The 11,673-nt window shown below is 61.2% G+C and carries 13 protein-coding genes; 5 read left to right on the top strand and 8 right to left on the bottom strand.

The genetic code is table 11. The features are described from left to right. Window positions 1-67: 67 nt before the first annotated feature. Window positions 68-1,444 carry a hemolysin family protein gene (locus tag JJJ17_RS12190; protein WP_200686839.1) on the top strand — a complete coding sequence of 459 codons (1,377 nt, stop codon included), beginning with the start codon at window positions 68-70 and terminating at the stop codon, window positions 1,442-1,444. Next, entirely contained in the window at window positions 1,441-2,457 is a 1,017-nt protein-coding gene (locus JJJ17_RS12185) for a hemolysin family protein (RefSeq protein WP_200686837.1), read from the top strand. Before JJJ17_RS12190 ends, JJJ17_RS12185 begins: the two co-directional genes overlap by 4 nt. Before the next feature lie 155 nt (window positions 2,458-2,612). On the opposite strand, the gene JJJ17_RS12180 is transcribed toward JJJ17_RS12185, so the two are convergent. Genes JJJ17_RS12180 through JJJ17_RS12165 form a run of 4 tightly spaced genes read right to left on the bottom strand, consistent with a single transcriptional unit; the run spans window position 2,613 to window position 6,559 of the window. Further along, a complete protein-coding gene (locus tag JJJ17_RS12180) occupies window positions 2,613-3,290 on the bottom strand; it encodes an SGNH/GDSL hydrolase family protein (RefSeq protein WP_234464069.1) in 678 nt (225 codons plus the stop codon). 29 nt (window positions 3,291-3,319) lie between these two features. Continuing rightward, window positions 3,320-4,504, bottom strand: coding sequence for an SAM-dependent methyltransferase (locus JJJ17_RS12175; RefSeq protein WP_200686835.1), 1,185 nt, complete (start codon window positions 4,502-4,504; stop codon window positions 3,320-3,322). Continuing rightward, on the bottom strand, window positions 4,504-5,238 hold the full coding sequence (locus JJJ17_RS12170; RefSeq protein ID WP_234464068.1) for a DUF1365 domain-containing protein: 735 nt from the start codon (window positions 5,236-5,238) through the stop codon (window positions 4,504-4,506). Before JJJ17_RS12170 ends, JJJ17_RS12175 begins: the two co-directional genes overlap by 1 nt. Before the next feature lie 43 nt (window positions 5,239-5,281). Beyond that, on the bottom strand, window positions 5,282-6,559 hold the full coding sequence (locus tag JJJ17_RS12165) for an NAD(P)/FAD-dependent oxidoreductase (RefSeq protein WP_200686833.1): 1,278 nt from the start codon (window positions 6,557-6,559) through the stop codon (window positions 5,282-5,284). A 218-nt stretch (window positions 6,560-6,777) separates the two neighbouring features. On the opposite strand from JJJ17_RS12165, the gene JJJ17_RS12160 reads away from it, so the two are divergent. The 3 genes from JJJ17_RS12160 to JJJ17_RS12150 are packed head-to-tail and all read left to right on the top strand — an operon-like array spanning window position 6,778 to window position 8,702. Then, complete coding sequence (locus JJJ17_RS12160; RefSeq protein WP_200686831.1) at window positions 6,778-7,332, top strand: sigma-70 family RNA polymerase sigma factor; 555 nt, start codon at window positions 6,778-6,780, stop codon at window positions 7,330-7,332. After that, window positions 7,329-7,964, top strand: coding sequence for a ChrR family anti-sigma-E factor (locus tag JJJ17_RS12155; RefSeq protein ID WP_200686829.1), 636 nt, complete (start codon window positions 7,329-7,331; stop codon window positions 7,962-7,964). Before JJJ17_RS12160 ends, JJJ17_RS12155 begins: the two co-directional genes overlap by 4 nt. A gap of 3 nt (window positions 7,965-7,967) precedes the next feature. Then, window positions 7,968-8,702, top strand: a complete 735-nt coding sequence (locus tag JJJ17_RS12150; RefSeq protein ID WP_200686827.1) for an SDR family NAD(P)-dependent oxidoreductase — start codon at window positions 7,968-7,970, stop codon at window positions 8,700-8,702. A gap of 4 nt (window positions 8,703-8,706) precedes the next feature. Here JJJ17_RS12150 and JJJ17_RS12145 read toward each other — a convergent pair whose 3' ends face one another. From JJJ17_RS12145 to JJJ17_RS12130, 4 genes are all read right to left on the bottom strand, one after another. Then, a complete protein-coding gene (locus JJJ17_RS12145) occupies window positions 8,707-9,111 on the bottom strand; it encodes a DUF2177 family protein (RefSeq protein WP_200686825.1) in 405 nt (134 codons plus the stop codon). Window positions 9,112-9,326: 215 nt separating this feature from the next. Beyond that, a complete protein-coding gene (locus JJJ17_RS12140; RefSeq protein ID WP_200686823.1) occupies window positions 9,327-10,325 on the bottom strand; it encodes a branched-chain amino acid ABC transporter permease in 999 nt (332 codons plus the stop codon). A gap of 1 nt (window position 10,326) precedes the next feature. Further along, window positions 10,327-11,208: a branched-chain amino acid ABC transporter permease gene (locus tag JJJ17_RS12135; RefSeq protein ID WP_200686821.1), complete on the bottom strand. Its 882-nt coding sequence runs from the start codon at window positions 11,206-11,208 to the stop codon at window positions 10,327-10,329. 1 nt (window position 11,209) lies between these two features. Beyond that, on the bottom strand, window positions 11,210-11,673 hold a 464-nt coding region (locus tag JJJ17_RS12130; protein WP_200686819.1), incomplete at its 5' end, for an ABC transporter ATP-binding protein.

Raw genomic sequence — 11,673 nt, 5'->3', positions numbered from 1 at the left:
AAGGAGAAACTTTCATGGGCCGCAGGTCTTGCCGCGTCAAACCCTGCTCTGACACGGGGGCGCAGCGATGATTGAAGCACTTCTTCTGCTGTTGGTCGGCACGGTGGTCATTCTGGTGATCATCGCCGCCTGCGGTTATTTCGTCGCCCAAGAATTCGCCTATATGTCCGTCGACCGGACCCGGTTGGCGGCGCAGGCGGCGGGGGGCGATGCCTCAGCGCAACGCGCCTTGCTGGTGACGCAGCGCACAAGCTTCATGCTGTCGGGGGCGCAGTTGGGCATCACCGTCACCGGGCTGCTGATCGGTTTCGTGGCTCAGCCGATGATCGGCTATCCGCTGGGCGTCGTGCTTGGCGGGCTTGGCGTACCAGGCGCGATCGGGATTGGGATCGGCACGGCCTTGGCGCTGATCGTCGCAACGCTGGTCACGATGATCTTCGCGGAACTTTATCCCAAGAATCTGGCCATCGCGAACCCCGAGCCATTGGCACGGGGGCTTGCGCGTTCAACCCTCATCTATCTTAAGGTATTCGGCTGGCTGATCGGCTTCTTCGACAAATCCGCTAATATTCTGCTGCACGCCTTGCGGATTGAGCCGGTTCACGATCTGGACGTTACAGCCTCGGCGGCGGACCTGCCGCATATCATCGCGGATTCGCGTGAAAGTGGCGATCTGCCGCTGGAACTGTCGTTGATGATGGATCGGATCATCGATTTTCCACAGCAGGATGTTGAACACGCGATGGTTCCGCGCTCGCAAGTCGATTGGGTCACGCCTGACACCACCTTGGGCGAACTTCGCGTTCTGATGTCGCAGGCGCATACGCGCTATCCGGTGATCGACGATGAAGATACGCCGGTGGGCGTCGTGCATCTGGCCGATCTGCTAAACCAAGATGTGGCCGACCCCGCCGGGGCCACTGTAACCACACTGATGCGTCCGGCCACCGTCATTCCCACGCTGATGCGCCTGCCTGATGCCTTGGCTTTGCTGGCCGCCTCGCGCAATCAACTGGCCTGCGTCATCGATGAATATGGCGGCTTCGCTGGCGTGCTGACGCTGGAAGATCTGGCGATGGAGGTTGTGGGCGAGATCACGGACGAACATGACGAAAGCCCAAGCGACGGTCTGACGGCCGAAGGCGAAAATGTCTGGCTGATCGATGGGGATGTTCATCTGGACGAGTTGCGCAGAAAAATCGGTCGCGATCTGCCGGACCCTGATGTCGAGACTGTTGCGGGCCTTCTGATCGCCCAGCGGGGTGGTCTGCCCCAGTTGGGCGAGCGGATCGTTGTTCCTCTGCCGATAGATCCCGCCGATCTGGTGAACGAACGTCCGTCACAATGGCTGCTGGAAGTCGATGTTCTCCAGGTCGAACGACATATCCCGACCGAGCTTCGTGTGAAGCTGGTCGAGGTCTCTAAAGATGAGGACGAAGCATGAGTCCCCTTCCCGTAGTTTTGGCGACGATCGCGCTGATCGCGCTCAGCGCATTGTTCGTCATCATCGAATTCGCATTGCTTGGCGCAAGGCGTCACCGGCTTGAAGAACTGGCCGGGAGCAGCGGCTCGGCCCGCGCCGCTTTGCGCGGCATGAATGATCTGACACTGATGCTGGCGGGTGCCCAGCTTGGCATCACTGTCTGCGCTTTTGCGCTTGGTGCCATCACCAAACCTGCCGTCGATTCCTGGCTGCATCCGATCCTTCTTTCGGCGGGACTGCCGCTTTGGTTGGCAGGCGGTCTGGCCTTCGCGCTGGCGCTGTTCGTCGTGACCTTCCTGCACCTTGTCGTGGGTGAGATGGCGCCGAAATCCTGGGCCATCGCCCATCCGGAACGATCCGCCCTGGCCATCGGCCATATCGCGCAGGCCTATATCTGGCCGCTGCGACCGCTTCTGGCTTGGATCAACAGATTGGCGAACCGCCTTGTCGAAGCCAGCGGCGTCACGCCGGTAGACAAAGCGGCGGTCGGTGGACAAGACGCCGCCACCATTCGCCAACTGGTCGAACACTCAGCCAAGGCAGGCACCTTGGAGCCTGAGATGCAGCAGCAGCTTTCGGGGTTGATCGATCTGGGCAGCATTCAGATCGCCTCACTGATGACGCCGATGGCAGCCGTGACGCAGGTTGGCCCGAACGCTACCGCTGCCGATCTGCGCGCGGCGGGTCTTGCATCGGGTCACATGCGCATTCTGCTGACTGACGAGAACACGCAGCCTGCGATCATCCATGTCCGCGACACACTGCTGTTGAAAGACGACGAGTTCGTATCACAGGTTGCGCGTCCGGTCCTGACGCTTCCACCCAGCATGCCTGTCTACGAAGCACTGTCCCGCTTTCGCGATGCCAGCGTCCAGTTGGCGGTCGTGATGGAGGGGGAAAGGCTTCTGGGCGTCGTCTCGTTGTCAGATATCGTCAAGCGTTTGCTGCCAACCACAAGCGTGGGCAAGGATTGATTTTGGTCTACGGTGAAATTTGTGTCACCTATGGACGCCGGAAGGCGTCCTTTTCTTTTGTTTCACCAACAAATTCCTAGATTAGGCTGCCGGAGGCAAGCGGCTGAAGGCCATAAAGGATGAGAACGCCAAACTGAAGAAGCTTCTGCCTCACCCTACAACGCGCTTTCAGACATCTTCTTTGCCAAGAATCTGCCTAGCACCGCAGACCCCTTCTGCGAAGGATGGGTCAGGTCTGATGCGAATAGCGTGTCGTCGGTCGGATCGAACGCATCCTCTGCATCTAGGAAGTAGAATCCGGCCCGCAGACCGGCATGCAGGGCGATCCGCCGTTCCAGTTCGACCAAAGCGGGGCGGCAGCCCTTGAAAGAGGTGGATTTCGGCGCCTGATAATAGCCCATCCACAGGACTTGGGCGCCTTGGGACTGTGCCCGCGCGATAAGATTGGGAATCTGACCGACCTTCCCGTCCGCTGAGATGAGGGCATCGACGACGCCATCGCAGCGGGTGCAACCGCAGGAGCCCCCCAGATCGTTGGCGCCGCCATTCATCACGACCCAGGTCCAGCGACCGGATGACAGTTGGGCGGGGATGTTGAGGCCGATCAGGGTCGCCGCGCCGCCTGCTTGAAACCGCGCGCCCAGTGCCGCGCGGTTCACCACATCGCGGTCCAATTCGGCCGCGATGACATCGCCGATATCGGCACCCGCAAAACCGTTCCACGCCATAACCGAATCGCCGATCACCAGAATGTCGCCGCCCTGCTTTTTCGGCACCAAACCGCAGCTTGCCAGAAAGATCAGGGTGAAAAGGGCAATTGCGCAAAGGTGCATGGGTCCATTCCCTTTATTTGTGGCGCTTCTTAGCGAGGTGGCGCGGGATGCACCTCTGAGGCGTGCGACAGGGTGATCTGCACCACGTCTGTGCGTTTGGTGGCGAAGGTCGCGGCGCAGGCTTCCAGGTAGAACTGCCAGGCGCGGATGAACTGTTCGTCATAGCCATAGCGGCGGATGCGGTCGCGTTCGGTCAGCATGCGTTCGGCCCAGATGCGGCAGGTTCGGGCGTAATCCTGTCCGAAGGCAAAGGTGTCGCGCAGCACCAGCCCGGCGCGGGCCGCTTCGCGCGCGATCACGGCGTTGCAGGGCAGCATTCCGCCCGGAAAGCTGTGCTGGCGGATGAAATCCGACCGTTTACGATAGATCGAGAATTCCGCATCCGGGATGGTGATGGCTTGCAGGACGGCACGGCCACCTTCGGCCAGTCGCGCCTTCAGCGTGGCGAAATAGATGGGCCAGTAACGCTCGCCCACCGCCTCGATCATCTCGACCGAGACGATATTGGCAAAGCGCCCCTGCACATGGCGGTAATCCTGCAGCCGGATCTGGGCGCGTCCATCAAGACGCGCGTCGGCATAGCCTTTTTGCTGATGCGACAGGGTCAGCCCGGTCACCTGTCGTCCGTGATCCGCCGCCGCTTCGGCAAAGCCGCCCCAGCCACAGCCGATTTCCAGAACCGTTTCGCCGTGGCCAAGCTGCGACAGGATGCGGGCGTTCTTGCGGGCCTGTGCCTGTTCCAGATCATCTTCTCCCGGCGCGAAAATCGCCGATGAATAGGTCATGCCGGGGTCCAGCCAGAGCTGATAGAACTCATTCCCGACATCGTAATGGGCGCGGATATTGCGGGATGAGCCGCGCAGGCTGTTCAACCGCAAAACCTGATCGGTGATCCGCATGCGCAGCCGCGACAGGATGCCCGCATTCGCCCATTCGGACAGGTGGTCAAGGTTGCGGATGGCCAGTGTCAGCAACGCTTCTAGCGACGGCGTGAACCACTGACCCTCGATCCAGGCTTCGCCCAGACCGACGTCACCGCGCGCGGCCATGCGCGACAGCACTGCCCAGTCGTGGATATGCAGTTCGACCTCAGCCCCTTCGTCGCCGAAATGATGGACGCGCCCCTCGGGCGTGGTCAGGCACAGGCGGCCCTTTCGGATCCCCTCAAGCGAGGTCAGAAAGCGTCGTTGCATGAGGCGAGAGGCAAGGCCCATCAGCTTACGTCCTTGTCGGGAGGGGCGGGCACGGGCCGATAGGCAGCACCCTTCAGTTTCAGGCGAAGCGCGTTCCAGTAGATCAGCGCCAACACACGCAGGCTTCCACCGGGACGACGCAGGCAGGCACCGATGGCGGCGGCATTGCCGAACGGGCGCAGCGCGCCGGTCATCGCGGCATCAAGGCCATTGCCACTGTCAATCTGCGCGATGCGGATTCCGATGTGATCGGGCGTAAGTCGGAAGGCAAAACGATATTCCCCGGCTACGTCCTGGAAGGGCGAGACATGGAACAGCTTACGGGTGCAAATGTCGTCGTCGGGTCCGATCGGCGTGAAGCCCGGAGTGACGCACAGATAGGAATGACGTTGGCCGAAGGTGTTGTTCACCTCGGCTATCGCGGCCAGAATCTCGTCGCCACGCAGGACCAGCCAGAAGCTGACGGGCGTGAACCAATGGCCCAGCAAGCGCGGTTGGGTCAGCAGCGCCATGACCATCCCCGGCGTCCGTTCAAACCCCGCTTGGGCCAGTTGGTCCCAAGCCCATGATGCGCCGACACCCTTGCCACGCAGGCCGCCGTGGTCGCGGTCATGAACCGCAAATAGATTGAAGCGGTTCAGGGACAGAAGCGCCGGGCCTTTGGCCGTTTCGGGGGACAGTAGCAGGTAATCGACCCTGTATCGGAATGCATGCCGGATCGCGCCGCGTCTTGCATGGGTGACATCTGCCGGCATGTGCAGCACCTGTCCCGCATGAAGGCGTTCGGCAAGCATCATATCAGACCCGCGCGGGCAGCAACTGCCGGGCGATACGGACAGAGCTGGCAAAGCCGTCTTCGTGGAACCCGTTACGCAGCCAAGCCCCCGCGAACCAGCTTCGATTTTCGCCCTGCATTGCGGCGAGGCGGCTTTGTGCGGCGATTGCAGCATGATCGAAAACCGGGTGATGGAAGGTGGTTTGATCGTGGATCAGATCGTCGCGGATCTGAATTTCCGGGTTCAGGGACACGAACAGCGGCGTGCTATCGGGGATATTCTGCAGCCGGTTCATCCAATAGCTGACCCCGACCGCCGCGCCTTCGTCAGCAACGGTGTCTGCGCGATAGACCCACGAACTCCAGCAACGGCGACGTTTGGGCATGACCGACGGATCGGAATGCAGCACGGTCCGGTTCGGCTGAAAGCGGATCGCCCCAAGCGCAGCGCGTTCTTTCGGTGACGGATCAGCCAGCATATTCAGCGTCACATCGGCATGGGTGGCGAAGATCATCTGATCATAGGCGTCGCTGACGAAACCATCACCGCGCAGCGTCACCCCGCTTTCCGCGCGCGTGACCGAACGAATGGCCGCGCCGGGGCGCAGCTTCACACCCGCCTGCGCCAGTGCCACTTCCAGCTTGCGGATATAGGCGATGCTGCCGCCGTCAACGGTCCACCATTGATGCTGACCGCCCGCCGACATCAGCGCGTGATTTCGCATGAAGCGGATCAGCGCCTCTGCCGGAAAGGCACCGATGCCGCTGGCCGGGGTGGACCAGATCGCACCGCAAATGGGGAACAGGTAGTGATCGCGAAAGCGCCGCCCCAAACCCAGCCTGTCCAGCAAGCCTTCAATGCTCAGACCCGGATGGGCCGCGGCTGTCGCCTCGGCCCGACTGTTGAAGCGCAGGATATCACGGACCATCCGGTGAAAACCTGCTGATATCAGGTTGCGCCGCTGCCCATACAGCGCATTGCCGGACCGCAGCGCATATTCCAGCCTGCCGCCGTTCAATGAGACGCCAAAGCTCATATCGCTGCGTTGAACGGGCACGTCCAGATCGCGGAACATCGCGGTCAGATGCGGATAATTGGCGTAATTGAAGACGATAAACCCGGTATCCACCGGCTGATCGCCCACCATCACCGTGCGCGCATGGCCACCAAGGCGGGGCGACGCCTCATACAGCGTGACATCGTGATGATTGCGCAGCAGCCAGGCCGCCGAAAGTCCGGCGATGCCGCCGCCGATGATGGCGATGCGTTGCGGTGCGCCGCGTGTCAGATCGAAGGGCATGAACATTCCCGCATGTCTTCGTGCAATCGGGTTTACGCAACCTGGATCACTTCGGATCACTTTGAACGAAAATTTTTGATCCGCTGACTGCCCGGCGGCGTAGCATCCTCATGACAAGGCCTGATGATATCATGGCAACTGCCGCACGCTTTTCCGACCGGGGGTTGCACTGCCGCGCCGGGGCGGGTCAGATCGGCCCGATTCCAAAGGACGGGCCAATGACCACATCGCCGCTATCGGAGATGACCGAGGCGCTGATCGCCGTTCGCGATCACCGCGACCGCGAGGCGTTCGGGCGGCTGTTCGATCATTTCGGCCCCCGCCTGAAGGCAATGTTGATCCGATCCGGTCAGCGCGACGGCGCGGCCGAAGACATCGTGCAGGATGTGATGTTGGTCGTTTGGCGCAAGGCGGCACAGTTCGATCCCCACCGGGCCGAGGCCAGCGCATGGATCTATCGCATCGCTCGCAATCGTCAGATCGACCTGATCCGCCGCCGCCCGGTTCCGCAGCCCGATCTGCTGGAAGAACCGCCGGGCACCGATCCAGATCCTGCGCAAATTCTGGCCTTGGCCGAAGAAACCCGACATCTGCGCGATGCTCTTTCTCGTCTTTCGGCAGAACAGCGGCAGGCGCTGGAACAATCTTATCTCGAAGACCTTCCCCACAGCCGGATCAGCCAGTTGACCGGCCTGCCCATCGGCACGATCAAGTCCCGCATCCGGCTTGGGCTAGAGCGGCTTCGTCACGAGCTGAGGGATCTGCAATCATGACCCCGATTTCACATCATATCACCGATGACCTTTTGGCCGACTACGCCGATGGCCGTCTGGCGCAGGCTTTTGCTGTCGTCGTTGCGGCGCATATCTCGATCTGCGACGAATGCCGCGCGCGGGTCGAGGCTGCCGATACGCTGGGCGGGCTTCTTTTGCAGGATACGGATGGGGTAGCGTTGGCCTCTGATCGCCGCGACCGCGTGATGGCCGCTTTGGATCAGCCGGTCCACGATCCTGTCCCGATCGGGCCGTCGGGCATTTTCCCGGCGGCGGTGATGCAAATCTTGGATGGCAATCCGCCACGCTGGCGGATGTTGGGCGGTGGTATTCGTCAGCAAATCCTGATCGACGACAGACAGGCGTCGTTGCGGTTGCTGTATATTCCGCCGGGACGCGCCGTGCCGGAACATGGGCATCAGGGGATGGAGATGACCTTGGTCCTGCAGGGCAGCTTTTCGGACAGCGCCGGACGCTTTGGACGCGGCGATGTGGAACTGGCTCATGATGAGATCAATCACCAACCCATTGCCGATCCGGGTGAGGCCTGCATCTGCCTTGCGGCGACCGATGCGCCATTGCGGTTCAACGCGCTGATTCCCCGGCTTCTGCAGCCGCTGTTCAGGATCTAAGCGATGACCCATTTCGCGGGTAAGCGGATCTGGGTCATCGGCGCCAGCAGCGGCATCGGCGAGGCACTGGCCCGCTCGTTCGCCGCCGAAGGGGCACGGCTAATCTTGTCGGCCCGGGATGAAGCTGCGCTTAATCGGCTGGCGGAAGAATGCGGCGGCGCAAAGGTCATCGCCTTCGATCTGGGCCAGCCCGGTGCTTTGGCCGATGCAATCACCCGGCTTGATCCTGATCTGCTGGACGCCGTGATCTGCACAGCGGCGATGTATGAACCGACCCGCATCGCCGACATCGATCCGGCAGTGGCCGAGCAGCTGGTCCGCGTCAACCTTCTGGGGATGTTCGAGGTAGGACGTCTTTGCCCCAAGATTTTACGCGATGGCGGGCAGTTGGTCCTGTTCGGCTCGGTCGCAGGCTATATCGGTCTGCGCGGCGGTCAGCCCTATTCCGCGACCAAAGCAGCGGTGAATAACCTTACCGAAACCTTGGCCGCTGAACTGTCGCCGAAGATTGATGTGCGGCTGGTCTGCCCCGGCTTCGTCAGATCACGGCTGACCGAGAAGAATGATTTCAAGATGCCCGCGATCATCTCGGCAGAAGAAGCCGCCGGTCACGTCCTGCAGGGGATGAGGGGCCGGGCGTTCGAAATCCACTTTCCGAAACGCTTTACGCTGGCGGTAAAACTGCTGCGGCTGCTGCCCTATTCGCTATCGCTCAGACTGACCCGCCGTTTCGGCTGACAGATCACGCCAGCTTCCCGCTAAGCACCGCGACCCCGACCCAAGCCGAAAAGCCGGTCAGAACCGTGCCCCAAACCAGATCGGCGGCCACCTGTTCCAACGACCAGTCGCGCAAGGTGGCATAGTTGGTCATCTCATAAGTGCCATAGCACAGAAACCCCAACACCATCCCGCCGATCAGCGCTTGCAGCGGCGCATTCTCTTTCAACGCGGGAACCGACACGAACCACAACAGCCCCGCCACATAAACCATATAAAACACCGCGGCAGGCCCAAGCCGAAGCGGCGAGGCCAACAGGTGCCCGACATGACGATCAAAGACCGGCCGGATCAGAAAGTTGATCCCCAGCATGTCCAGTCCCAGAAAGACCACCACCGTCACGGCATAAAGGATCAATAACTGCGTCATCGCGGCCTCCCCGTATCACCCTTATACGCAGGAAGAACTCAGGCGGATCATTATTTGTCGAAACCAGGCGAAGCTTGTTGTTTGATCTTATTGTCTGCGACGGCTGTCCCTTCTTTGGAGCGGAAAAATGTCTTTTTTGACAAGTCTGTCGCGCAAGCGCCAAGATCAAGAGCGATACCCGGCTGACTGGGCCTTAGCCGTTGCTTCCTATCGCCTTAGCTCTCCGCCCTGAATCCCAGTTTTTTACCCAGCTTTGATGCGAAGAATTCGCCGATCACGCCACGGCGGAACAGCAGCACGCACAGCATGAAGACGACGCCGGTAATGATCGTCACCGGAAATTCCGAGGTCGCCAGATAGTTCTGCAACGTCACCACCAGACCCGCGCCGAAGATCGGGCCGGCCAGCGTGCCGATGCCGCCCAGCAGCGTCATCAGGATCACCTCGCCCGACATCTGCCAGGCCACGTCGGTCAGCGTCGCGAACTGAAACACCAGCGCCTTGGTGCCCCCGGCAAGCCCGCTCAGCGCCGCCGACATCACGAAAGCCCCCAGCTTGTAGCGGCTGACCGAATAGCCCAGCGAGATCGCCCGCTGTTCATTCTCGCGGATCGATTTCAGGATCATCCCGAAGGGTGAATTGACGAAGCGCCAGATGATCAGCAGCCCGATGATGAACACCGCCAACACGAAGTAATACATGTTGGTGGTGTCCTGAAGGTTGATCAGCCCGAAAAGCCTGCCGCGCGGCACCGACTGGATGCCGTCCTCGCCATGGGTGAACCCGGCCTGCAGGCAGAAGAAGAAGAACATCTGCGCCAGCGCCAGCGTGATCATCGCGAAATAGATGCCTTGGCGGCGGATCGCGATGGCCCCCATGATCAGCCCCAGACCTGCGGCCCCTGCGACGCCCAGCAAGATCCCCGCCTCGGGCGGCCAGCCCCAGACCTTCACCGAATGCGCAGTGAAATAGGCGGCGCCGCCGAAGAAGCAGGCATGGCCGAAGCTCAAGAGCCCGGTATAGCCCAGAAGCAGGTTGAAGGCCGAGGCGAACAGCGCAAAGCACAGCAGCTTCATCAGAAAGATCGGGTAGAAGAAATGCGGCGCCAGCAGCAGCCCGATCAGGCAGATCGCAATGATCGCCAACTGGATCCGCCGGGCCTGCGGATGAACCGCGCCGAATTCGACAGGAATGGGTTCGGATTTGCCTGACATCTCACGCATCCTTTCCGAAGAGACCCGCAGGACGCAGGATCAGAACGATCGCCATGATCACGAAGATCACGATATTCGAGGCTTCCGGGTAGAACACCTTGGTCAGCCCCTCGACGATGCCCAGCATGTAGCCGGTGACGATGGCGCCAAGGATCGAGCCCATGCCGCCGACCACCACCACCGCAAAGACCACGATGATGATCTGCGATCCCATCAACGGACTGACCTGATAGATCGGCGCGGCCAGCACCCCGGTAAAGGCCGCAAGCCCGGCCCCAAGCGCATAGGTCAGCGTCAAGAGCAGCGGCACATTGACGCCAAAACTTTGCACCAGCGTCGGGTTCTCGGTCGCGGCACGCAGATACGCGCCCAGCTTGGTCTTTTCGATCATCAGCCAGACGCCGATACAGACCACCAGCGAGGCCAGCACCACCCACCCCCGATAGATCGGCAGGAACATGAAGCCCAGATTGACCGCGCCCTGAATGGGTTGCGGATAGGGCATGCCGGATGCGCCATAGTAATAGCGGAAGGTGCCCTCGATGGTCAGCGCCAGCCCGAAGGTGAACAGCAGCCCGTAAAGGTGGTCCAGCTTGTAAAGCCGCGACAGCATCGTCCGCTCGATCAGCGCACCGAAAGCACCGACGATCAGCGGCGCAAGGATCAGTGCGAACCAGTAATTGACGCCCAGCTTGTTCAGCAGCAACAGCGTGACGAATGCCCCCAGCATGTATTGCGCGCCATGGGCGAAGTTGATGACGCGCAGCAGGCCGAAGATGATGGCAAGGCCAAGCGACAGTAGCGCGTAGAAGGAGCCGTTGATCAGGCCGATCAGGATCTGGCCCATCAGCGCCTGAAGGGGAATGCCGAAGATCATTGTCATCTCAGACCCCCAATTCGCGATGCAGAAGATCGGTCTGCGCGGCCAGTTCCGAGACGGGAAACTCTGCCTTCATCTGGCCGTGATCCATCAGATAGAAGCGGTCGGCGACCTTGGCGGCGAAGCGGAAGTTCTGCTCGACCAGCACCACGGTCATGCCGCGCTGTTTCAATGCCCGCAGCACATCGCCGATGGCGTCGATAATGACCGGGGCCAGCCCCTCGGTCGGCTCGTCCAGCAACAGGCAGCGCGCGCCGGTGCGCAGGATGCGCGCCATGGCCAGCATCTGTTGCTCGCCCCCGGACAGTTTAGTGCCCTGCGAGTTGCGGCGTTCCTTGAGGTTCGGGAACAGCGTGTAGATCTCATCGACCGACATGCCGCCCTCGGCCACTTTTGGCGGCAGCATCAGGTTCTCTTGCACCGACAGCGTGGCGAAGATGCCGCGTTCCTCGGGCACGAAACCCAGAC

It is taken from the genome of Paracoccus caeni (assembly GCF_016629665.1).
Lineage (GTDB): Bacteria > Pseudomonadota > Alphaproteobacteria > Rhodobacterales > Rhodobacteraceae > Paracoccus > Paracoccus caeni.
The sequence above is the reverse complement of the archived record's forward strand: the minus strand, read 5'-3'. Positions and strand labels throughout refer to the sequence as shown.